19 protein-coding genes are annotated in these 21678 nt (G+C 68.5%); 9 read left to right on the plus strand and 10 right to left on the minus strand.

All coding sequences use genetic code 11. The features are described from left to right. Positions 1 to 50: 50 nt before the first annotated feature. From BM345_RS05560 to ccsA, 7 genes are all read right to left on the minus strand, one after another. Complete coding sequence (locus tag BM345_RS05560; protein WP_093376419.1) at positions 51 to 1274, minus strand: ribonucleotide-diphosphate reductase subunit beta; 1224 nt, start codon at positions 1272 to 1274, stop codon at positions 51 to 53. Positions 1275 to 1413: 139 nt separating this feature from the next. After that, positions 1414 to 4326, minus strand: a complete 2913-nt coding sequence (locus tag BM345_RS05565; RefSeq protein ID WP_093376422.1) for a ribonucleoside-diphosphate reductase subunit alpha — start codon at positions 4324 to 4326, stop codon at positions 1414 to 1416. A gap of 360 nt (positions 4327 to 4686) precedes the next feature. Continuing rightward, on the minus strand, positions 4687 to 5292 hold the full coding sequence (gene ampD, locus BM345_RS05570; protein WP_093376426.1) for a 1,6-anhydro-N-acetylmuramyl-L-alanine amidase AmpD: 606 nt from the start codon (positions 5290 to 5292) through the stop codon (positions 4687 to 4689). Further along, a complete protein-coding gene (locus tag BM345_RS05575; RefSeq protein WP_093376430.1) occupies positions 5285 to 6829 on the minus strand; it encodes a sigma-54-dependent transcriptional regulator in 1545 nt (514 codons plus the stop codon). Before BM345_RS05575 ends, ampD begins: the two co-directional genes overlap by 8 nt. A gap of 10 nt (positions 6830 to 6839) precedes the next feature. Then, positions 6840 to 8534 (minus strand): two-component system sensor histidine kinase NtrB, encoded by a 1695-nt coding sequence (locus BM345_RS05580; RefSeq protein WP_093376434.1) that lies wholly within the window; start codon positions 8532 to 8534, stop codon positions 6840 to 6842. After that, positions 8531 to 8770, minus strand: a complete 240-nt coding sequence (locus BM345_RS05585; RefSeq protein WP_093377286.1) for a PP0621 family protein — start codon at positions 8768 to 8770, stop codon at positions 8531 to 8533. Before BM345_RS05585 ends, BM345_RS05580 begins: the two co-directional genes overlap by 4 nt. A gap of 2 nt (positions 8771 to 8772) precedes the next feature. Then, positions 8773 to 9582 carry a cytochrome C assembly family protein gene (gene ccsA / locus BM345_RS05590; protein ID WP_093376437.1) on the minus strand — a complete coding sequence of 270 codons (810 nt, stop codon included), beginning with the start codon at positions 9580 to 9582 and terminating at the stop codon, positions 8773 to 8775. A gap of 91 nt (positions 9583 to 9673) precedes the next feature. Between ccsA and ffh the strand changes: the two genes are divergently transcribed. Next, positions 9674 to 11059, plus strand: a complete 1386-nt coding sequence (gene ffh, locus BM345_RS05595; protein WP_093377288.1) for a signal recognition particle protein — start codon at positions 9674 to 9676, stop codon at positions 11057 to 11059. Positions 11060 to 11132: 73 nt separating this feature from the next. On the opposite strand, the gene rpoH is transcribed toward ffh, so the two are convergent. The 3 genes from rpoH to ftsY all read right to left on the minus strand — a co-directional run bounded on the left by rpoH (position 11133) and on the right by ftsY (position 14133). Next, on the minus strand, positions 11133 to 12074 hold the full coding sequence (gene rpoH / locus BM345_RS05600; protein WP_093376439.1) for an RNA polymerase sigma factor RpoH: 942 nt from the start codon (positions 12072 to 12074) through the stop codon (positions 11133 to 11135). A 101-nt stretch (positions 12075 to 12175) separates the two neighbouring features. Beyond that, a complete protein-coding gene (locus BM345_RS05605; protein ID WP_093376443.1) occupies positions 12176 to 12643 on the minus strand; it encodes an Mpo1 family 2-hydroxy fatty acid dioxygenase in 468 nt (155 codons plus the stop codon). 35 nt (positions 12644 to 12678) lie between these two features. Further along, positions 12679 to 14133 (minus strand): signal recognition particle-docking protein FtsY, encoded by a 1455-nt coding sequence (gene ftsY, locus BM345_RS30045; protein ID WP_175544915.1) that lies wholly within the window; start codon positions 14131 to 14133, stop codon positions 12679 to 12681. Positions 14134 to 14255: 122 nt separating this feature from the next. Here ftsY and BM345_RS05615 point away from each other — a divergent pair, with 122 nt between their 5' ends. The 8 genes from BM345_RS05615 to pcp all read left to right on the plus strand — a co-directional run bounded on the left by BM345_RS05615 (position 14256) and on the right by pcp (position 21678). Next, complete coding sequence (locus BM345_RS05615) at positions 14256 to 15683, plus strand: M16 family metallopeptidase (RefSeq protein ID WP_254789586.1); 1428 nt, start codon at positions 14256 to 14258, stop codon at positions 15681 to 15683. A gap of 22 nt (positions 15684 to 15705) precedes the next feature. Next, positions 15706 to 17040: a M16 family metallopeptidase gene (locus tag BM345_RS05620; RefSeq protein WP_093377295.1), complete on the plus strand. Its 1335-nt coding sequence runs from the start codon at positions 15706 to 15708 to the stop codon at positions 17038 to 17040. An 89-nt stretch (positions 17041 to 17129) separates the two neighbouring features. Continuing rightward, entirely contained in the window at positions 17130 to 17789 is a 660-nt protein-coding gene (locus BM345_RS05625) for an RsmD family RNA methyltransferase (RefSeq protein WP_093376447.1), read from the plus strand. Positions 17790 to 17830: 41 nt separating this feature from the next. Continuing rightward, the gene (gene coaD, locus BM345_RS05630) at positions 17831 to 18331 is read left to right on the plus strand and encodes a pantetheine-phosphate adenylyltransferase (protein ID WP_093376450.1); all 501 of its coding nucleotides are present in this window, start codon (positions 17831 to 17833) and stop codon (positions 18329 to 18331) included. 10 nt (positions 18332 to 18341) lie between these two features. Further along, positions 18342 to 19001 carry a 5-oxoprolinase subunit PxpB gene (gene pxpB, locus BM345_RS05635; RefSeq protein ID WP_175544916.1) on the plus strand — a complete coding sequence of 220 codons (660 nt, stop codon included), beginning with the start codon at positions 18342 to 18344 and terminating at the stop codon, positions 18999 to 19001. 259 nt (positions 19002 to 19260) lie between these two features. Further along, positions 19261 to 20268 (plus strand): 5-oxoprolinase subunit C family protein, encoded by a 1008-nt coding sequence (locus tag BM345_RS05640; RefSeq protein WP_093376452.1) that lies wholly within the window; start codon positions 19261 to 19263, stop codon positions 20266 to 20268. Continuing rightward, positions 20258 to 20998, plus strand: a complete 741-nt coding sequence (gene pxpA, locus BM345_RS05645; RefSeq protein ID WP_093376455.1) for a 5-oxoprolinase subunit PxpA — start codon at positions 20258 to 20260, stop codon at positions 20996 to 20998. The genes BM345_RS05640 and pxpA overlap by 11 nt, the downstream gene beginning before the upstream one ends. Before the next feature lie 5 nt (positions 20999 to 21003). Next, positions 21004 to 21678 carry a pyroglutamyl-peptidase I gene (gene pcp, locus BM345_RS05650; RefSeq protein ID WP_093376457.1) on the plus strand — a complete coding sequence of 225 codons (675 nt, stop codon included), beginning with the start codon at positions 21004 to 21006 and terminating at the stop codon, positions 21676 to 21678.

Below are 21678 nucleotides of genomic sequence, written 5' to 3' on the forward strand. Positions count from 1 at the left end.
CGCCAAGGGCGATTCCTGAATTCTCGTTCTCTCCGATTCGAATGCGAAACTCAATCCCAAGAAAGAGCGCCGCCCGACTGGTATTCGATCACGCGGGTCTCGAAGAAATTGCGCTCTTTCTTCAGGTCAATCATTTCGCTCATCCAGGGGAACGGGTTTTCCTCGTTCGGGAAGAGCGCTTCGAGGCCGATCTGCGTGGCGCGACGGTTCGCGATGTAGCGCAGGTAGCCCTTGAACATGGAGGCATTCATGCCGAGCACGCCGCGCGGCATGGTGTCTTCGGCATAGCGGTATTCGAGCTCGACCGCCTTGAGGAACAGCGCCTTGATCTCGGCCTTGAATTCGGCCGTCCACAGGTGCGGGTTCTCGAGCTTGAGCTGGTTGATCAGGTCGATGCCGAAATTGCAGTGCATCGATTCGTCGCGCAGGATGTACTGGTACTGCTCGGCGGCACCGGTCATCTTGTTCTGGCGGCCAAGCGCCAGGATCTGCGTGAAGCCCACGTAGAAGAACAGGCCTTCCATCAGGCAGGCGAAGACGATCAGGCTCTTGAGCAGCGTCTGGTCGTTCTCGGGCGTGCCGGTGTGGAACTCCGGGTCCATGATCGCGCCGATGAAGGGGATCAGGAACTCGTCCTTGTCGCGGATCGACTGCACCTCGTTGTAGGCGTTGAAGATCTCGGCCTCGTCCAGGCCGAGCGACTCGACGATGTACTGGTAGGCGTGCGTGTGGATCGCTTCCTCGAAGGCCTGGCGCAGCAGGAACTGGCGGCACTCGGGGGCCGTGATGTGGCGGTAGGTGCCCAGCACGATGTTGTTGGCGGCCAGCGAGTCGGCCGTCACGAAGAAGCCGAGGTTGCGCTTGACGATGCGGCGCTCATCCTCGGTCAGACCGTTCGGGTCTTTCCAGAGGGCGATGTCGCGGTTCATGTTCACTTCCTGCGGCATCCAGTGGTTGGCGCAGGTGGCGAGATACTTTTCCCAGGCCCACTTGTACTTGAAGGGCACCAGCTGGTTGACGTCGGTCTGGCCGTTGATGATGCGCTTGTCGGCCGCGTTGACGCGGCGATGCGATGCGGCCGGCTGTGCAGCCGAGTGCGCGGCCGAAGTGGCGAGGGAAGCGGGGGTGCTGCGCGGCGCGAAGGCGGCGGGGGCAAGTTGCGAAGTCGGCAACTCCATCGAACGGCTGATCGCGTCGCTGTTCGATGAGTGCTGCAGTCCTTGTTGCATGTCCTTTGACAAGGAGGGCTTGACTTCTTCGTCCCAGGTCAACATAGAAAAATCCAATGCTCAAATTATGTGAGCAACGATGTGAGTTGAAAAGTGCTCCTTCACATCGAGCTCGATTATCTCGTCGCGATGTTGTTCGCATGCATCGCGCTTTGTCAGGCGATGCCGCGAATTCACGTCGTGTTTACTGGCAGGCCTCGCAGGTCGGGTCGTCGATGGCGCAGAACTTGATGTCGGTGGCGGGCACCGAATTCATCTGCGCTTGCGCAGCCGCTGCTGCTGCTTCGAGCGCGCTCATCTGCGGCGCATCGTTCGCACCCGAGGACACCGCGTTGAGCCGGCCCGACTGCACCGTCGACTTCTCGGCGTGCGTCGCGCTGATGGTGCGCAGGTAGTAGGTGGTCTTCAGGCCGCGCAGCCACGCGAGCTTGTAGGTGTCGTCCAGCTTCTTGCCCGAGGCGCCGGACATGTAGATGTTCAGCGACTGCGCCTGGTCGATCCACTTCTGGCGGCGTGCAGCGGCTTCCACCAGCCAGGTGGTTTCCACTTCGAAGGCGGTGGCGTAGAGCGACTTGATGTCCTGCGGCACGCGGTCGATGGGGCGCAGCGAGCCGTCGAAGTGCTTCAGGTCCATCACCATCACGTCATCCCACAGGCCCAGGCGCTTGAGGTCGCGGACCAGGTAGTGGTTGATCACGGTGAACTCGCCCGACAGGTTGGACTTCACCGACAGGTTGCCGAAGCAGGGCTCGATGGAGGCATCGACGCCGATGATGTTGGAGATGGTCGCGGTCGGCGCGATGGCCACGCAGTTGGAGTTGCGCATGCCGTCCTGGCGGATCTTCTGGCGCAGCTGCTCCCAGTCCAGCGAGGCGGAGCGGTCCACCTCGACGTAGCCGCCGCGGGCCTTTTCCAGCAGGTCCAGCGAGTCCAGCGGCAGGATGCCCTTGTCCCACAGCGAGCCCTTGTAACTGGAGTAGCGGCCGCGCTCGCGGGCCAGCTCGGTCGACGCCCAGTAGGCGTGATAGCAGATGGCTTCCATCGAGCGGTCGGCGAATTCCACCGCTTCCTGGCTGGCGTAGGGAATGCGCAACTCGTACAGCGCGTCCTGGAAGCCCATCAGGCCCAGGCCCACCGGGCGGTGGCGCAGGTTGGAGTCGCGCGCCTTCTTGACCGCGTAGTAGTTGATGTCGATCACGTTGTCGAGCATGCGCATCGCCGTGGAGATCGTCTTCTTCAGCTTCTCGTGGTCGACCGCGCCGTCCTTGAGGTGCTGCAGCAGGTTGACCGAGCCCAGGTTGCAGACGGCCGTTTCGGTGTCGCTGGTGTTGAGCGTGATCTCGGTGCACAGGTTGGACGAGTGCACCACGCCGGCGTGCTGCTGCGGCGAGCGCACGTTGCAGGCATCCTTGAAGGTGATCCAGGGATGGCCGGTCTCGAACAGCATCGAGAGCATCTTGCGCCACAGGTCGGTGGCGGGCACCGTCTTGCTGGGCTTGATCTCGCCGCGGGCGGCCTTGTCTTCATAGGCGACGTAGGCCTTCTCGAACTCGGCGCCGAACAGGTCGTGCAGGTCCGGAACGTTGGACGGCGAGAACAGCGTCCAGTTTCCCTTTTCCATCACGCGGCGCATGAACAGGTCGGGGATCCAGTTGGCCGTGTTCATGTCGTGCGTGCGGCGGCGGTCGTCGCCGGTGTTCTTGCGCAGTTCCAGGAACTCCTCGATGTCCAGGTGCCAGGTTTCCAGGTACGTGCAGACCGCGCCCTTGCGCTTGCCGCCCTGGTTCACCGCCACGGCGGTGTCGTTGACCACCTTCAGGAAGGGCACCACGCCCTGCGATTCGCCGTTGGTGCCCTTGATGTGGCTGCCCAGCGCACGGACGCGGGTCCAGTCGTTGCCCAGGCCGCCGGCGAACTTCGACAGCAGCGCGTTTTCCTTGATCGACTCGTAGATGCCGTCCAGGTCGTCCGGCACGGTGGTCAGGTAGCAGCTGGACAGCTGCGAGCGCAGCGTGCCGCTGTTGAACAGCGTGGGCGTCGAGGACATGAAGTCGAAGGAGGACAGCACCTCGTAGAACTCGATGGCGCGCGCCTCGCGGTCGATCTCGTTCAGCGCCAGGCCCATGGCCACGCGCATGAAGAAGGCCTGCGGCAGCTCGATGCGGGTCTTGCGCACGTGCAGGAAGTAGCGGTCGTACAGGGTCTGCAGGCCCAGGTAGTCGAACTTCAGGTCGCGGTCGGCCTTGAGGGCGGCGCCCAGGCGCGCCAGGTCGTACTGCAGCAGCTTCTCGTCGAGCAGGTCGTTGTCCACGCCCTTCTTGATGAACTGCGGGAAGTAGTCGGCGTAGGCTTGTGCACGCTCGGCCGGGGCGATTTCGCGGCCCAGGATCTCCTTGAAGATCGTGTGCAGCAGCAGGCGCGCGGTGGCGAAGGTGTAGTCGGGGTCCTTCTCGATCAGCGTGCGGGCGGCCAGGATCGAGGCCTTGTAGACCTCGTCCAGCGGCACGCCGTCGTACAGGTTGCGCATCGTCTCGGCGACGATGGGATCGGCGCTGATGGATCCGCCCAGGCCGGTGCATGCGGATTCGATGAGTGCCTTGAGCTCGCCCAGGTCGAGTGCGACGCGCTCGCCGCGGTCCAGCACGTGCAGCACCGGGTGCTGCGCCGCTTCCGGCTCCGCCTGGCGCGTGCGCTCCTGCGCGCGGCGCTCGCGGTAGAGCACGTAGGCGCGGGCGATCTCGTGGTGGCCGCCGCGCATCAGGCCCAGTTCGGCCTGGTCCTGCACGTCCTCGATGTGGAAGGTGCCGCCGCCCGGGCGCGAGCGCATCAGCGCGCGCACCACCACCTGCGTGAGGCCGTCGACCGTCTCGCGCACGCTGGCCGAAGCCGCGCCCTGCGTGCCGTGCACCGCCAGGAAGGCCTTCATCATCGCGATCGCGATCTTGTTAGGCTCGAAGGGGACCACCGCCCCGTTGCGCCGGATGATCTGGTAGTTCGCAAGGGCGGCGCCATTGGGCGAGCCGGCCACATCGCGCGCCGGGGTGCTGGCGGGCACGGGGCGGGGCATGGCGGATGAAGGGTTCTGGGCAGTCTGCATTCGATGTCCTTTTGAGCGACTTTTGTTGTTCAGGGGGTGCCTCCGGCACCGGCTTCGCAAGGCGGCGTAGATGCCGATGGCTTGCGGTGGACACACTATATATGGGGTCCAGGGGGGTCGCAATCTACTACAGATAGTGTTTTTCACTGTCTTTGACGCTGCACTGCAACAGTGTCCCGATGCCGGTTGCCCTCGCATGCGCGTCCCGGCTTGAATCGTCTTGCCGGGCCCAGCAACGGCGCGGTTTTTCGAGGCTTTTTCTCTCGCAAGCCGCATGGCTGCTGGAATCGGCCGCTGACGCTTTCGCCTGACAGTGCTGCACCGAACATGCATCGGCGCAACAGTTGCGATAGGGAGAATTCAGCGCTGCGTGACCGCGAGGGGAAAGAAGGTGTCGGGCCAGCCCAGCGCGCCGCGCAGCCGGGCCCAGTCGAAGCCCGGCCCCGGGTCGAGCTTGCGCTCTGGCGCGATGTGCTCGTGGCCGGCTACGTGCGCGATGGGATAGCGCTGCGCGAGTGCAGGAAGCAGGCTGGCCAGGGTCTCGTACTGCGGCGCCTCGAAGACATCGCCTTCCAGGCCTTCGAGCTCGATGCCGATCGAATCGTCGTTGCAGTTGTCGCGCCCGCGCCAGTTCGAGGCGCCGGCGTGCCAGGCGCGCGCATCCGCATCCACGAACTGCCACAGCTCACCGTCGCGCCGCACATAGAAGTGCGCCGAGACCTCCATGCCACGGATGCTCTGGAAATAGGGATGCGCCTCCCAGTCCAGCGTGTTGGTGAACAGCCGCTGCACTTCGTCCCCACCGTACTCGCCGGGCGGCAGGCTGATGGAATGCAGCACCACCAGGTCGATCTGCGCGCCCTCGGGGCGGGGGCCGAAATTGGGCGAAGGCAGGCGGCGCGCAAAGCGGTACCAGCCGCCGTCTTGCCAGAGGAGCGGCGCCAGGGGCGCGCGCGTTTCACTCATCGCTGGCGCCGCCGCCTGCCGCGTCGTCGTTCGGCGTGCTGATGCCCAGGCGGGCGATGCGGTAGCGGATCTGGCGCAGGCTCAGGCCCAGGCGCGTCGCCGCGGCCGTTCGATTGAAGCCGCTCTCCTGCAGTGCGCGCACCAGGATGTCGCGCTCATGCCGATCGAGATAAGACTGCAGGTCGGCGGGCAGGGCGTCGGGGCGCGGCACCGCTGAATCTGCCGGGGTGGCTCGGCCCATCTGGGGCGGCGGCTCCGACACCACGGGCGGCGAAGGCAGCTCGAAATCGACCGGGCCGGGCTCGGTGGCCTCGAAGTCCAGGTGCAGCTCGTCGCCGTCGGTGAGCGCCACCGCGCGGTGCAGCAGGTTCTCCAGCTCGCGCACGTTGCCGCGCATGGGATGCGAAGCCAGCTGTGCCAGCACCGAGGGCGAGAGCTGCGGCACCGGCATCCCGCTGTCGCGGGCGATGCGTGCCAGCAGCGCCGTGCTCAGCGCCGGCAGGTCGCCGCGGCGCTCGCGCAGCGCGGGCACCGCGATCTCGATCACGTTCAGGCGATAGAACAGGTCCTGCCGGAAGCGGCCCGCCGCCACCTCGGCCTGCAGGTCCTTGTGGGTGGCGCTGACGATGCGCACGTCCACGGTGTCTTCCTGCGTGGAGCCGATCGGGCGCACGCTGCGCTCCTGGATGGCTCGCAGCAGCTTGGACTGCATCGGCAGCGGCAGGTCGCCGATCTCGTCCAGGAACAGCGTGCCGCCGCGCGCGGCCTGGAAGTAGCCGTCGCGGTCGGCGGCCGAGCCAGTGTAGGAGCCCTTGCGCGCCCCGAAGAACTCGGCCTCGAGCAGGTTCTCGGGAATGGCGCCGCAGTTGACCGCGACGAAGGGGCCGTCGCCGCGCTGGCTGCAGGCGTGCACCGCCCGGGCCACCAGTTCCTTGCCGGTGCCCGATTCGCCGCGCACCAGCACCGGTGCCATGCCGCGTGCCACCTTGGCGATGCGCGCCTTGACCAGGCGCATGGCTTCCGAATCGCCCACCAGCCTTGCGAGCGCGGCGTCGCCCGATCCAGCTGCGGGGGCGGTCTTGTCGATGCCGCCGCCCTGCGGGTCGGCGGCCGCACTCGAGGGCGCCTTGACCGGCGCCGGCGCGGGCTGGTCGTGCACGGCGGATGCCACCACCGCGCGGAACTGCTTCAGGTCCACCGGCTTGGTGAGGTAGTCGAAGGCACCGGCCTTGAGGGCCTCCACCGCGTTCTCGGCGGAGCCGTAGGCCGTCATGACCACGCAGCGCTCGGTGCGCTGGTTCTGCTGGATGCGGTGCAGCAGCTCCATGCCCAGGCCATCGGGCAGGCGCATGTCGGTGATGACCGCGTCGAAGCGCCGCGCCTGCAGGTATTCCCAGGCCTCGGCCACCGAACCGGCGGCCTCCACGCGGTAGCCCTCGCGCAGCAGGGTGAGTTCATAGAGGGTGCGCAGGTCCGGCTCGTCGTCGACGACCAGGATCTGGACGGGGCGGGCGGTGTTGGGTTGGGTGCTGCTCACGGTGGCTACTTTATTGCGAGATGCGCATTTCGGCAGGGGCGAACATCACGTAGAACTCGTTGCCCTCCGGTCCGTTGGCCGCCAGCGCGCGCCGTTCGTAGCCGATGCTGGCGCCGTGGCGCTCGCACAGTTCGCGGCAGATGAACAGGCCCAGGCCGGAAGAGCGGCTTTCGGATGAGAAGAAGGGTTCGAACAGGTGGCGCTGCACGGCGGCCTCCAGCGGCGCGCCGTCGCTCCACACCTGCAGCACCGGCCGGCCGTTGGGCGCTTCTCGCGTGGCCACCTGGATGGCGCCTTCGCGATCGCCCGCATAGCGCGCCGCATTGTCCAGCAGGTTGACCAGGATTCGGCGCAGGTGCTCGGCATCGAAGCGCACGGCGCTGCCGGCGGTGTCCAGCTGCACCAGCACGCCCTGGCGCTGGCTCTGGCGCACCCATTCCTCGGCCAGCGTGCGCACGGTGACGTCGAGCACCAGCTGCTCGCCCAGCGGCAGCATGCGCTGCTGCCGGGCCCGCGAGACGTCCAGCACGTCGTCCACGATGCGCGCCAGGCGCTGCGCGTTGTGCTGCACCATCTCGGTCAGCTTGCGCTGGCCCGGTTCCTCGAGGTCTTCGTAAAGCAGGGCGCTGGCCTGGGTGATGGCCGCCAGCGGATTGCGGATCTCGTGCGCCACCGCGGCCGACATTCGGCCCATGGCGGCCAGCTTCTCGGTGCGGATGCGCGCTTCCAGTTCGCGCAGGTCCTGCAGGAACATCACGCACAGGCCGTCGATGCGGTGGTCGATCGAGGGCGTGAGCCGCGTGCGCACCCGCACTTCGCGCGCCTTGCCTTGGGACTGTGCGACCGGGATCTCCTGGGACAGGCCCTTGGAGCGCGCGAAGGTCTGGCGCGCCAGCAGGGCCAGGGCCTGCCAGGCCGGATGCGTGTCCAGCGCGAAGGGCAGGTCCATGCGCGACAGGTCCTGCCCCAGGATGTTCTCGGCGGCCGGATTGGCGGCATGCACCAGGCCCTTGGCGTCGATCACCAGCACGCCTTCGCTCAGGGTCTCGATCACCAGGTCGCTCACCAGCGCGTGCAGCCGCGCAGTGCTTCGGCTGCGCAGCGCCATGGATTCCTCTCGCGCCAGGCGCAAGGCGAGTTCGTGCGCCAGCAGCGCCACGACGAAGAGGCCGGTGCCCGTGAGCGCGGCCTGCACGAAGCGCACCGTGGAGTCGCCGCCCCCGTTCACCCAGTGCCACGTCGCATCGGCCAGCAGCAGCAAGGTGGCAATCGCCGTGGTGCCCAGGCCCACGGTGACGGTGCCCAGCACCGCCGCCATCAGAACCGGCAGGGCAAAGAGCGGTGCATAGTTGATGTTGCCCACCTGGATGAACTGCAGCAGCGCGAAGGCCAGCAGGTCGACGGCGATGGTGGTGAACCAGGCACTGCTGAAGCTGCGGATGGGCGGCACCACCCGCGCGAAGCGCCAGCCCACGAGCGTGGCGGCCAGGTAGCTCGCCGCCAGCACCAGCAGAAGCACCGGCGGCGTCGCGGTGCCGATCCACCAGCTGAAGACCTGCAGGGCGACCAGCACCACTGCAACGAAGCAGCGCGCCGTCATGAAGCCGCGCAGCAGGCGCAGCAGCGCAGTGCTTCGCAGGTTGTGCGGATCCAGACCGCCCCAGTCGGTCGCAGACTCGCTGCGCGACCAGAGCGTGGTCGTCATTGGTCGGCCTGCCGGTGCGCGGCGCTGCAGTAGACCTTGTCGTCCTTGCCCGGCAGCGCATCGGTGGCCGGCAGGTGCAGCCCGCAATGCGCACAGCGCACCATGGCCTGCGGCGCGCCCAGCGTCTTGCCGGCGGCCGGTGGCGGCGCCGGCCGCTGCTCGACCTCGCGCCGGCGGTTGTTGCGCCAGATGATGAAGGCCAGCCACACCACGACGATGACGAGGAGGTATTTCATGGTCATGCGCTGCCTCGATGCAGAACCACCTCGAGCACGAAGCGCGAGCCCACGTAGGCCAGCAGCAGCAGCACGCTGCCCGCGTACAGCACGCGCGTGGCGGCCCGCCCGCGCCAGCCGAAGCGCGCCCGGCCGATCAGCAGCACGCCGAAGGTCACCCAGGCCAGCAGGGAGAAGACGGTCTTGTGGTCCCATTTCCAGGACCGCACCGAGGTGCCGTAGAGCATCTCGCTGAACAGAAAGCCGGCCAGAAGCGTCGCCGTGAGCAGCACGAAGCCGCCGGCGACGAAACGGAAGGTCAGGCGCTCCAGCGTGAGCAGCGGCACGCCGCCCGCGGGCGCACTGGCCTGGCGGATCTGCTTCTCGGCATGGCCCATGAGGCCCGCATGGACCACGGCCGCGCCGAACAGGCCATAGGAAGCGATGCCCAGCGCCAGGTGCAGCGGCAGCCATGGCGAGGCCGACACATGCAGCAGGGTGCCTGGAAAGAGCACGGCCAGCAGCACGGCCACCGCGCCAAGCCCGGCCAGCACCCGCCGCACGTTGAGGGCCGGGTACATGCGGCTTTCGATGGCATACACGGTCAGCACCAGCCAGGCGGTGACCGAGAGGGCGGGCCCGAAGCCGAAGCGCGCCTGTCCGCCCACCAGCCCGCATGCCAGCGTGGCCGCATGCAGCAGCCAGGCCAGGCCCAGCAGCCACTGGGTGGCGGACCGGTTCAGGCGGGAGGCGGTGACGGCGGTGAGGCCGTAGGCCGCCGCGGTGGCGATGCCCAGTGCCACGCCGAGTGGGGAGGGGCTCGCTAAAATCATCAACCGGAGTTTAGCCTTACACCTGCGCGCCCCGTCCCTGGCGGCGCGCCCCCAGCGTCCCCCTCACCTCGCCCTGTTGTCGGGCAGCATCATGGCCAACGCCCTCACTGATAAATTTTCCCGCCTCGTCAAGCAGATGAGCGGGCAGGCCCGCATCACCGAAGCCAACGTGCAGGACATGCTGCGCGAAGTGCGCATGGCCCTGCTCGAAGCCGACGTCGCCCTGCCAGTGGTGCGCGACTTCGTGGCGCGCGTCAAGGACAAGGCCCTGGGCCAGGAAGTGCTGGGCTCGCTCAAGCCGGGCCAGGCGCTGGTGGGCATCGTCAACCGCGAACTGGCGGTGACCATGGGCGAGGGCGTGGCCGACATCAACCTCGCGGCGCAGCCGCCGGCGGTGATCCTCATGGCCGGCCTGCAGGGCGCGGGCAAGACCACCACCACCGCCAAGCTGGCCAAGCACCTGATCGAGAAGCGCAAGAAGAAGGTGCTGACGGTGTCGGGCGACGTGTATCGCCCCGCCGCCATCGAGCAGCTCAAGACCGTGACGAAGCAGGCCGGCGCCGAGTGGTTCCCCAGCACGCCCGAGCAGAAGCCGCTGGACATCGCCCGCGCCGCACTGGACCACGCGCGCCGCCACTTCTTCGACGTGTTGCTGGTCGACACGGCGGGCCGCCTGGCCATCGACGAAGTGCTGATGCAGGAAATCCAGCAGCTGCACGGCGCGCTCAACCCGGTCGAGACGCTGTTCGTGGTCGATGCGATGCAGGGCCAGGACGCGATCAACACCGCCAAGGCCTTCAAGGAAGCGCTGCCGCTGACCGGCATCATCCTGACCAAGCTGGACGGCGACTCGCGCGGCGGCGCCGCGCTGTCGGTGCGGCAGGTGACAGGCGTGCCCATCAAGTTCGCCGGCACCAGCGAGAAGATCGACGGCCTGGAAGTGTTCGACGCCGAGCGCCACGCCGGCCGCATCCTGGGCATGGGCGACATCGTGGCGCTGGTGGAGCAGGTCACCTCCAACGTGGACGTGGCCGCGGCGCAGAAGCTGGCCGCCAAGGTCAAGAGCGGCGGCTTCGACCTCAACGACTTCCTCTCGCAACTGCAGCAGATGAAGCAGATGGGCGGACTGTCCAGCCTCATGGACAAGCTGCCCGCGCAGCTCGCGGCCAAGGCCAGCGAGGCCGACATGACGCGCGCCGAGCGCGACATCCGGCGCAAGGAAGGCATCATCAACAGCATGACGCCGCTGGAGCGCCGCAAGCCCGAGCTGCTCAAGGCCACGCGCAAGCGCCGCATCGCCGCCGGTGCCGGCGTGCAGGTTCAGGAAGTGAACCGCCTGCTCAACGAGTTCGAGCAGATGCAGGGCATGATGAAGAAGATGAAGGGCGGCGGCCTCATGAAGATGATGAAGAAGATGGGCGGCATGAAGGGTGGCCTGCCGGGCATGGGTGGCGGCGGCGGCATGCCCAGGTTCTGAGCTCCAGGAGCGCGCAGACAAAGAAAAACCCGGCCATGGCCGGGTTTGTTCATTGGGCGTTGCCGCTGCGCGCTCAGGCGAATTCGGCCAGCGCCTTCTTCATCTTCTTCATCGCCGCGGCCTCGATCTGGCGGATGCGCTCGGCGCTCACGCCGTAGACGGCCGCCAGGTCGTGCAGCGTCATGCCGCCCGAGCCGTCGTCGTTCACCTTCAGCCAGCGCTCTTCCACGATGCGGCGGCTGCGCGGGTCCAGCGCCTCCAGGGCAGTGCTGATGCCGTCGGTCGACAGGCGGTCACGCTCGCGCGATTCGATCTGCGAGGTGGGCTCCTGCGAGGCGTCGGCCAGGTAGGCGATGGGGCCGAAGGCCTCGTCGCTGTCGTCCGAGGGACCCGGGTCGAGCACCACGTCGCCGCCCGACAGGCGGGTTTCCATCTCCAGCACGTCCTCGCGCTTCACATTGAGCTTCGTGGCCATCTGCGCCACTTGCGACTCGCTCAGCGTCTCGCGGTGCGTGCCGGCGTCCTGGGCGGCCGCCTCGGCCTTGAAACCCTGCTTCATGGAACGCAGATTGAAGAACAGCTTGCGCTGGGCCTTGGTCGTCGCGACCTTGACCATGCGCCAGTTCTTCAGGATGTACTCGTGAATCTCGGCCTTGATCCAGTGGATGGCATAGCTCACCAGGCGCACGCCCTGGTCGGGGTCGAAGCGCTTCACGGCCTTCATCAGGCCGACGTTGCCTTCCTGGATCAGGTCGCCGTGCGGCAGCCCGTAGCCCAGGTATTGGCGGGAGATGGAGATCACCAGGCGCAGGTGCGAGAGCACCAGGGCGCCGGCGGCTTCCAGGTCGTTGTTATCGCGCAGCCGGCGGGCAAAGCCCTGCTCTTCCTCTTGCGTGAGCAGGGGAAGCCGGTTGGCGGCAGAAATGTAGGCGTCCAGGTTGCCCAGCGAGGGCACCATCGACCACGGATTGGCGACGGCCAGCTGGTTGGCGGCAGGAGCTCCAGACAGAGTCATAAAGGGGGAACCTCCTAGTTGGCTATTCATGTTAGCACTCGGTTAGAGGGAGTGCTAAGCAAAGGGTTCCCGATGGCGACTATCTATGTGATAGCAATTGCCTACCAGCGCGCGCCCAGGCGGTTGAGGAACCAGACGACCACGAAAAGCGGCCCGACGTAGAGGTATTGGAGATCTTCGAAGAAGGAAGGTTTCCGTCCTTCCAGCTTGTGGCCGATGAACTGGAAGATCCAGCCGACGATGAAAACCCCGGCTGAAATGGGCAGCACCTTGTCGCCCATGGCGAAGACCAGGCCGAACATGACCGCCGTCCAGGCCACCATGATCGCCATCAGCACCGGGGCCTTCAGGCGCAGGTAATAGACCATGCTCGCCGCGACGAAGGCATAGGCGACCCAGGGGTGCAGGGCGTAGAGCAGCCCCACGATGCTGACCATGATGGCCGGGATGGCCACGATGTGGATCAGCTCGTTGGTCGGATGGCGATGGCTTTCGCCGTAGTGGGCCAGCAGGCGATCGACCTTGCGGCCCTTGTCCGCCTCGAAGCCGTGGAATGCGGTGTCGCTCATCGTCTCGTCTCCTCTTTGTATTTGGGGGCGCCGACTCAGCCCAGGAGCGCCTGCGCGAACTCGCGGGCGTCGAAGGTCTCCAGGTCCTCCAGTTTCTCACCCACGCCCACGAAGTAGACCGGAATCGGCTTCTCGCGGGCGATGGCGCACAGCACGCCACCCTTGGCAGTGCCGTCCAGCTTGGTGACGATCAGGCCCGTCAGGCCCAGCGCGTCGTCGAAGGCGCGTACCTGGGCCAGGGCGTTCTGGCCGGTGTTGCCGTCGATCACCAGCAGAACCTCGTGCGGCGCCGTGGCGTCGGCCTTGCCGATCACGCGCTTGATCTTCCGCAACTCGTCCATCAGATGCAACTGGGTCGGCAGTCGGCCGGCGGTGTCCACCAGCACAACGTCGCGGCCGCGGGCCTTGCCGGCGTTCACTGCGTCGAAGCTCACGGCGGAGGGGTCGCCGCCTTCCTGGCTGACGATTTCCACCAGGTTGCGGTCGGCCCAGACGCCCAGTTGCTCGCGCGCTGCCGCCCGGAAGGTGTCGGCTGCTGCCAGCAGCACCGAGCAGCCTTCGTTGGCCAGGTGCTTGGTCAGCTTGCCGATGGAGGTGGTCTTGCCGGCCCCGTTGACGCCGGCCACCATGATCACGGTTGGCGTGAATTCACCGATGACCAGCGGCTTTTCCAGCGGGCGGAGCAGGTCGGCAACGGCAGCGGCGAGCAGCACTTTGACCTGAGCGGCATCGGTCGCCATGCTGGCCTTGACCCGTCCGCGCAGGTCTTCGAGCAGGAATTCCGTCGCCTTTATGCCGGTATCTGCCATCAAAAGTGCCGATTCCAGTTCTTCGTACAGATCCTCGTCGATCTGGGCGTTCACGAAGGCGGCCTGGATGCTGGTGCCGGTCTTGCGCAAGCCGGTCTTCAGGCGGTTGAGCCAGCCGCTGCGCGCAGCGGCTTCGGACGGCGCGGCGGGCGCAATCACCGATGCGGGGGAAGGCGCGGGAACAGGCGTTGGAGCAGGAGCGGGAGCCGTCCAGGCTGGCGCCGGAGCCGCGGTGGCTGGAGGCGGAGCGACGGGGGTGGCAGTCGGCTTCGGTGTTGCCAGGGGCGCGGAAGAGGGCGTCGAAACCGGGATCGAATCAGGCGCCGGAGTCGAGGGAGGTGTTGAAACTGGAGCCGCCAGCGGCGGCGGGGCGCGAACTGCGGGCGGCGCCGGCGTCGCCCAAGAGGGCGGCGAAACTGCGGGTTCGAGCGCAACGGGCGCCGGGGAGGCCGCCGGCGCCGGGGCGACCGCAGGTGCGGGCGCAGGCTCGACGGGCGCTGCGACCGGCTCGGCCGCCTTGTTCCCCCCGAACCAGGTGGAAGGGGAGAAGACCGAGCGGCCAGCGGCCGGCGCCGGTGCCGGCGCTGGCGCAGCTTCCGGGGCAGCCGCCGGCGCCTGTGCAGGCTCGTCGGCAGGCGCCGGAGACTCGGCGGGCGATTTTTTCTTGAAGAAACTGAACATCGGGCGCTTTTTACAATCCGATCGATTCTATGAAACAGCCCTTCCATCAGCCCCCGTCCTTGTGCCAGCGGCCCCTTGCGGCCGCTTTTTTGCGGCCTCGCCGCGCGGCGCCCGCCCTGCTGGTGGCAACGGCAGCCCTTTTTTCCGGCCTGGCGCTGGCGCAGACCGGCCCGGACACACCGCCCCCCAGCCCGGCCGCCGGCACCCGCCAGCCGGCGGGCCCGGCCGCCGACAGCCGCGCCCAGCAATTTGCCCTGGCCAATGGCATGACCCTGATCGTGCAGCCCGACCGCCGCGCGCCGGTAGCGGTGCAGATGCTGTGGGTGCGCGCCGGCTCGGTGGAGGAGGTGGACGGCACCTCCGGCGTGGCGCACGCGCTGGAGCACATGATGTTCAAGGGCACCACCTCCACCAAGCCGGGCGAGTTCTCCCGCCGCGTGGCCGCCCTGGGCGGGCGTGACAACGCCTTCACCACCCGCGACTACACCGGCTACTACCAGCAGATCCCGGTGGCGCGCCTGGAAGACGTGATGAAGCTGGAATCCGACCGCTTCGCCCACAACCAGTGGCCGGACGACGAGTTCAAGCGCGAGATCGAGGTGGTGAAGGAGGAGCGCCGCATGCGCACCGAGGACCAGCCGCGCTCCCTGCTCATCGAGCAGCAGAACGCCGCCACCTACGTCGCCTCGCCCTACCACCGCCCGGTGGTCGGCTGGATGAGCGACCTGGACGCCATGACGCCCGAGGACGTGCGCGACTTCCACCGGCGCTGGTACGTGCCCGCCAATGCGGCGCTGGTGGTGGCCGGCGACGTGGACGTGGCCGAGGTACGCCGCCTGGCCGAGAAGTACTACGGCGTGATTTCCGCCCGCGCGGTGCCTGCCCGCAAGCCCCGCACCGAGCCCGAGCAGCGCGGCATCCGCCGCATCGAGTTCAAGGCGCCGGCCGAGCAGGCCTATGTCTCGCTGGCCTTCCGCATGCCGCAGATCCAGGGCGTGGACGAGGACAGCGACGCCTGGGCCCTGGTGGTGCTGTCGGCGGTGCTCGACGGCTATGCCGGCGCGCGCCTGGACCGTGCCCTCACGCAGGGCCCCGATCGCGTGGCCGACGGCGTGGGCGCCTATGCCGGCTTCGTCGGCCGCGGCCCGCAGCTCTTCGGCCTGGACGGTGTGCCCGCCGCGGGCAAGACGCCCGAGCAGGTCGAGGCGGGGCTGCGCGCGCAGGTGGCGCGCATCGCCAAGGAAGGCGTCTCGCCCACCGAACTGGCGCGGGTCAAGACCCAGTGGGTGTCCAGCCAGACCTACAAGCTCGACTCGGTCATGGCCCAGGCGCGCGAGCTGGGTGCCAACTGGGTGCAGGGCCTGCCGCTGGACGCGAGCGAGCGCATCCTGGCGCGCCTCTCGGCCGTCACGCCGCAACAGGTGCAGGCGGTGGCCGGCAAGTACTTCGGCGATGACCAGCTCACCGTCGCCACGCTGCGGCCGCTGCCGCCCGATCCGAACAAGAAGCCGCGTGCCCCCGCCGCCGGCCGCGATGGGGAGCTGCACTGACATGACCAGCCTGAAGACGAACATGGAGAAGCGCACCCTGCGCGGCCTGCTGGCCGCCGCTGCCGCCCTGGCCAGCCTGGCCGCCCAGGCCGCGCTGCCCATCCAGCACTGGACCCAGCCCAGCGGCGCCAAGGTCTATTTCGTGGCGGTGGACACGCTGCCCATCGTCGACGTGCAGATCGACTTCGACGCCGGCAGCCGGCGCGACCCGGCCGCGCAGGCCGGCCTGGCCGACGTGACGGCCGGCATGCTGGAAAAGGGCGTGGCCGCCAGGGGCACCGACCCGGCGCTGGACGAGAACGCGCTGGGCGAGGCCTGGGCCGACCTGGGCGCCAGCTTCGGCGCCGGCGCCGGCGGCGACCGCATGAGCTTCAGCCTGCGCACGCTTTCGCGCCCCGACCTGCTGGACAAGGCCGTGGCCCTGGCCGCGCGCGAGATCGGCGAGCCCTCCTTCCCGCCCGAGGTGTGGCGCCGCGAGCGCGAGCGCATCGTCGCCGGCATCAAGGAAGCCAACACCAAGCCCGGCACCATCGCCGGCCGCACCTTCGCCAAGGACGTGTACGGCAGCCAGCCCTACGGCTACGAGACCACCGAGCAGACGCTGGCGCGCGTCGAAGTGGCCGACATGCGCAGCTTCTATGCGCGCCACATTGCGCCCTGCCGCGCGAAGATCAGCATCGTGGGCGCGCTGGACCGCGCGCAGGCCGACCGTGTCGCGACCGCGATGCTGTCGCGACTGCCCGCCGGCAGCGACTGCCAGCCGCTGCCGCCGGTGCCCGAGGTCGAGCCGCTGAAGGCCGCCAAGGTGGACCGCATTCCCTTCGCCTCGGCGCAGGCCCATGTGCTGATCGGCCAGCCCGGCTATGCGCGCAGCGACCCGGACCACTTCGCCCTCACGCTGGGCAACTACGTGCTGGGCGGCGGCGGCTTCGTCTCGCGCCTGACCGAGGAAGTGCGCGAGAAGCGCGGCCTGGCCTACAGCGTCTACAGCGGCTTCTCGCCGGGGCTCAACGCCGGCGCGTTCAGCATGGGATTCCAGACGCGGCCCGACCAGGCCGACGAGGCCGTGAAGGTGGCGCGCGCTGTACTGGAGAAATATGTAGCCGACGGCCCCACCGCCACCGAACTGCAGGCCGCCAAGGACAACCTGATCGGCGGGTTCCCGCTGCTGCTGGACAGCAACCGCAAGCTGGTGGGCAACGTGGCCAACATCGCATGGAACGACCTGCCGTTGGACTACCTGGACACCTGGACCGCGCGCATGAACGCCATCACCGCGGCCGATGTGAAGGCCGCCTTCCAGCGCAAGCTGCAGCCCGAGCGCATGGTGACGGTGACCGTGGGCGCCAGGCCTTGAGATCGGTGCGCTGGGAGCCTGCTGCCGTGAGGATGCAGGCTGCAGCCGGGACACCGTGAGCACCCCGGCGACTCGGGTGTAATCGAGGCATGAGCAGCAAGAGCAACAAGAGCAACGGCAAGAAGACGCCGCATGACAGCACCGACCGCCCTGCGCGGCCGGCCCAGCGCCCGGTCCATGCGCGCGAGGTGCGGATCATCGGCGGCGACTGGAAGCGCACGCGCCTTCCCGTAGCCGACAAGCCGGGGCTGCGTCCCACGCCCGACCGGGTCCGCGAGACCCTGTTCAACTGGCTCGCCAGCCTCGCCGGCGCCGGCGGCGGGGATCTTCCGGGCTGGCATTGCGTGGACGTCTTCGCCGGCACCGGCGCCCTGGGCTTCGAAGCCGCCTCTCGCGGCGCCGCCTCGGTACTGATGTGCGAGCAGGATGCGGCACTCGTCGCCCAGCTCAAGTTGATCCAGACGAAGCTGGATGCGAAAACGGTGCGCGTGGAGCGCGGCAACGGCACCGGCCTGCTGGGTCGTTGCGCGCCGCGCAGCCTCCAGGCGGTGTTCATCGATCCGCCCTTCGAGCAGGCCGGGCTCTACGCCGAGGCACTGCGCGCAGCGGTTCCCGTGCTGGCCGAAGGCGGCGTGGTCTACCTCGAGGCCGCGCGCCGCTGGGACGATGCCGAGCTGGCGGTCTTCGGGCTCACGGTGTTCCGCCACCTGAAGGCGGGGGCGGTGCATGCACACCTCCTGCGTACATAATCCGCCGAAATGACGCATACCCCGCTTTGAGGAGGAACACCATGTCTGGCGTGATCGCGGTCTATCCCGGTACCTTCGACCCCATGACGCTCGGGCATGAGGATGTCGTGCGGCGTGCGACGCAGCTCTTCTCGAAGGTCATCGTCGCGGTGGCGGCCGGCCATCACAAGAAGACGCTGTTCACTTTGCAGGAACGCATCGAGATGGCGCGCACCGTCGTCGCGCCCTTCAGCGACCAGGTGACGGTCGAGAGCTTCTCGGGCCTCTTGCGCGACTTCGTCGTGGCACGCGGCGGCAAGGCCATGGTGCGCGGCCTGCGCGCCGTGACCGACTTCGACTACGAATTCCAGCTGGCGGGCATGAACCGCTCGCTCATGCCGGAAGTCGAGACGGTGTTCCTCACGCCCAGCGACAAGTTCCAGTTCATCTCCAGCACCTTCGTGCGTGAGATCGCGGTGCTGGGCGGCGAGATCGACAAGTTCGTCTCGCCCCACGTGCAGGACCGGCTCGCCGCCAAGGTGCGCAGCCTCGGGCGCGAATGAGCGCCGCTCGATGAGCGACCAGCTGCCACGCCTGCATTCCCTGGGCGACGCGGCCCTGCTGTGCGAGCTGCCGCCGCCGGCCACGCTGGAGGCGCAGCAGAAGATCTGGGCCCTGGGCGCGCAGGCCTCGCATTGGACCGGCGTGCTGGAGCTTCTGCCCGGCATGAACAACCTCACCTTGAGTTTCGATCCGGATGCGACCGATCGCCAGACCCTGGAAGACCAGGTGCGCGAGGTCTGGCCACAGCTGGCCGCCGTCGGCATCGCCGGCCGCGACATCGAGATCCCGGTGGCCTACGGCGGCGAGGACGGCCCCGACCTGGCCGACGTCGCGCAGCACTGCGGCCTGACGCCGCAGGAGGTGGTGCGGCGCCACAGCCAGGCCGAGTACACGGTCTATTTCCTGGGCTTCCTGCCCGGCTTCGCCTTCATGGGCGGCCTGCCGCCGGAGCTGGCCACGCCGCGCCGGGCCGAGCCGCGCGTCGCGGTGCCGGCGCGCTCGGTGGGCATCGGCGGTGCGCAGACCGGCGTCTACCCGCTGGTCTCGCCGGGCGGCTGGCAGCTCATCGGTCGCACGCCGCTGGAACTCTTCGACCCGCGGGCCGAGTCGCCCACGCTGCTGCGGCCCGGCGACAAGGTTCGCTTTGTCGCCACGAGCGTCGAGGCATGAGCGCCGCGCCGGGCCGCCCCAAGCAAGCTCGCACCGCAGTGCGAAGCACGAAGGTGTTGCGAATGAGCGCCGCGCCGGGCCGCCCCAAGCAAGCTCGCACCGCAGTGCGAAGCACGAAGGTGTTGCGAATGAGCGCCGCGCCGGGCCGCCCCAAGCAAGCTCGCACCGCAGTGCGAAGCACGAAGGTGTTGCGAATGAACGCCGTGCCGGTCCGCCCCAGCCAAGCTCGCACCGCAGTGCGAAGCACGAAGGTCTTCCGATGAGCCTGCTGATCGTCAAGCCGGGGCTGCTGGCCTCGGTGCAGGATCTTGGCCGCTACGGCCGTCGCCAATTGGGCATTTGCCCCGGCGGCGCGCTCGACACCCTGGCACTCACGCTGGCCAACCGGCTGGTCGGCAACCTCGATGCGGCCGCGGCCCTCGAACTGACGATGGGCGGCTGCGAGATCCGTTTCGAGCAGGACACCCGCATCGCGCTGGCCGGCGAGGCCTTCGGCGCCACGCTCGACGGCGCGCCGGTCGCGCCTTGCTGGAGCGTGCCCGTGCGCGCGGGCCAGTCGCTGCGCCTGGGCGGCGCCGCCACCGGCGCGCGACCGGGCCTGCGCACCTGGCTGGCTGTCGCCGGGGGCGTCGACGTCTCGCCGATGCTGGGCTCGCGCAGCACCGACCTGAAAGCCGGCTTCGGCGGGCTGGAAGGCCGCGCGCTGCGCAAGGGCGATCGCCTTCCGGTCGGCAATTCGCGCCTCGATGAGGCGCAGCGTGCGCGCAAGCCCTTTGGTGTGCGCGCACTGGACGGCGGCGATGCGCCTGGTGAGCCGATCAGTTTGCGCGCGCTGCCCGGCCCCGAGGCCGAACAGTTCCTGCAAGCCTCCATCAAGCAGCTGTACACCGAGGACTGGCGCATCACGCCGCAGAGCAACCGCATGGGCAGCCGCCTGGCCGGCGCCGAGCTCAAGCGCCTCAAGGGCAGCAGCGACATGCTCTCGGCCGGCGTGGTGCCCGGCACGGTGCAGGTCCCGCCCTCGGGCCAGCCGATCATCCTGATGGGCGATGCCCAGACAACGGGCGGCTATGCGCGCATCGCGGTGGTGATCCGCGCCGACCTGTGGAAGCTGGCGCAGGCACCGCTGGGCAGCCTGCTGCGGCTGGTGGAAGTGGACGAACAGTCCGCACGCCAAGCATGGAATGCGCGCCAGCGCTATCTTGCGCAGGTGGCGCAGGGGCTGGCGCTCATCAACTGGCCTGGAGAACTCGATCATGGAAATTGACCTGAACGCCGACCTGGGCGAGGGCGCCGGCAGCGACGAGGCGCTGCTGGGCCTGGTGAGCTCGGCCAACATCGCCTGCGGCTGGCACGCCGGCGACGCCAAGACCATGCAGCAGTGCGTGCGCTGGGCGCTGGAGCACGGCGTGGCCATCGGCGCGCATCCCAGCTTTCCGGACCGCGAGAATTTCGGCCGCAGCACCATGCACCTGCCGCCCGAGGAGATCACTGCCAACGTGCTCTACCAGATCGGCGCGCTGGCGGCCATCGTGAAGGCCGAGGGCGGCACCCTCTCGCATGTGAAGCCGCACGGCCAGCTCTACAACCAGGCCGTCAAGGAGCCCGAGCTGGCCGAGGCCATCGTGGACGCGGTGCGCCGCTTCGACCCCTCGCTCAAGTTCTTCGGCCTGGCCGGCAGCGGCATGATCGACGCGGCCGTGCGCGCGGGGCTCACGCCCGTCGAGGAGGTGTTCGCCGACCGCGGCTACATGCCCGACGGCAGCCTGGTGCCGCGCAGCCAGCCGGGCGCACTGATCGAGGACGAGGAAGACTCGCTGGCCCAGACCCTCTCGCTGGTGCGCGACCACCAGGTGCGTGCCATCGACGGCAGCACCGTGTCGGTGAATGCGCAGTCGGTGTGCCTGCATGGCGACGGCGCGCATGCGCTGGCCTTTGCGCGGCGCATCCGCGACCGGCTCACCGCCGAGGGCATCGCCATCCGGCCGCGCGGCTGATTCCGATGAAGCCACGCGTCCTGCTCACCGGCTTCGAACCCTTCGATCGCGACAGCATCAACCCCTCGTGGGAGGCGGTGCGCGCGCTCGACGGCTGGCGCTTCGAGACGCCGGCGGGCGAGGGCGTGGAGGTGCAGGCCCGCCGCATGCCCTGTGCCTTCGGCGCCGCGCTGCAGTCCCTGGACGCGGCCATCGATGAAGTGCAGCCGCAGCTGGTGCTGGCCATCGGCCAGGCTGGCGGGCGCAGCGAGATCACGCCCGAGCGCGTGGCCATCAACCTGGACGACGGCCGCATCTGCGACAACGCCGGCTGCCAGCCCATCGACCTTCCGGTGATCGAGGGCGCGCCGGCTGCCTACTTCTCCACCCTGCCGATCAAAGCCATGGTGCGCGAGTTGCGCGCGGCGGGCATCCCGGCGGCGGTGTCCAACAGCGCCGGCACCTTCGTGTGCAACCACCTGTTCTTCGGCCTCATGCATCGCATCGCCGTCCGGCCGCTGGCGCACGGGCTGCGTGGCGGCTTCATCCACATCCCGCTGCTGCCCGAGCAGGCGGCGCGGCTGCCGGGCGGGCTGCCCAGCCTGTCGCTGGACACCATCGTCGAGGCCCTTCGCATCTCGGTGCGCACCGCCTGGCAGGTGCGCCAGGATTTGCGCGAGACCGGCGGCACGCTCAATTGA

The organism is Variovorax sp. OV329 (genome assembly GCF_900114785.1).
Taxonomy (GTDB): Bacteria; Pseudomonadota; Gammaproteobacteria; order Burkholderiales; family Burkholderiaceae_C; genus Variovorax.

Bases quoted from the DNA above. Each gene is read 5' to 3' on its own strand.
- pxpB (WP_175544916.1), top strand. From the start codon at position 18,342: ATGAGCGACCAGCTGCCACGCCTGCATTCCCTGGGCGACGCGGCCCTG.
- BM345_RS05585 (WP_093377286.1), bottom strand. From the start codon at position 8,770: ATGAAATACCTCCTCGTCATCGTCGTGGTGTGGCTGGCCTTCATCATC.
- pxpA (WP_093376455.1), top strand. From the start codon at position 20,258: ATGGAAATTGACCTGAACGCCGACCTGGGCGAGGGCGCCGGCAGCGAC.
- BM345_RS05640 (WP_093376452.1), top strand. From the start codon at position 19,261: ATGAGCCTGCTGATCGTCAAGCCGGGGCTGCTGGCCTCGGTGCAGGAT.
- BM345_RS05620 (WP_093377295.1), top strand. From the start codon at position 15,706: ATGGAGAAGCGCACCCTGCGCGGCCTGCTGGCCGCCGCTGCCGCCCTG.
- ftsY (WP_175544915.1), bottom strand. From the start codon at position 14,133: ATGTTCAGTTTCTTCAAGAAAAAATCGCCCGCCGAGTCTCCGGCGCCT.
- BM345_RS05565 (WP_093376422.1), bottom strand. From the start codon at position 4,326: ATGCAGACTGCCCAGAACCCTTCATCCGCCATGCCCCGCCCCGTGCCC.
- pcp (WP_093376457.1), top strand. From the start codon at position 21,004: ATGAAGCCACGCGTCCTGCTCACCGGCTTCGAACCCTTCGATCGCGAC.
- BM345_RS05625 (WP_093376447.1), top strand. From the start codon at position 17,130: ATGAGCAGCAAGAGCAACAAGAGCAACGGCAAGAAGACGCCGCATGAC.
- ffh (WP_093377288.1), top strand. From the start codon at position 9,674: ATGGCCAACGCCCTCACTGATAAATTTTCCCGCCTCGTCAAGCAGATG.
- coaD (WP_093376450.1), top strand. From the start codon at position 17,831: ATGTCTGGCGTGATCGCGGTCTATCCCGGTACCTTCGACCCCATGACG.
- ccsA (WP_093376437.1), bottom strand. From the start codon at position 9,582: ATGATTTTAGCGAGCCCCTCCCCACTCGGCGTGGCACTGGGCATCGCC.
- BM345_RS05580 (WP_093376434.1), bottom strand. From the start codon at position 8,534: ATGACGACCACGCTCTGGTCGCGCAGCGAGTCTGCGACCGACTGGGGC.
- ampD (WP_093376426.1), bottom strand. From the start codon at position 5,292: ATGAGTGAAACGCGCGCGCCCCTGGCGCCGCTCCTCTGGCAAGACGGC.
- rpoH (WP_093376439.1), bottom strand. From the start codon at position 12,074: ATGACTCTGTCTGGAGCTCCTGCCGCCAACCAGCTGGCCGTCGCCAAT.
- BM345_RS05605 (WP_093376443.1), bottom strand. From the start codon at position 12,643: ATGAGCGACACCGCATTCCACGGCTTCGAGGCGGACAAGGGCCGCAAG.
- BM345_RS05560 (WP_093376419.1), bottom strand. From the start codon at position 1,274: ATGTTGACCTGGGACGAAGAAGTCAAGCCCTCCTTGTCAAAGGACATG.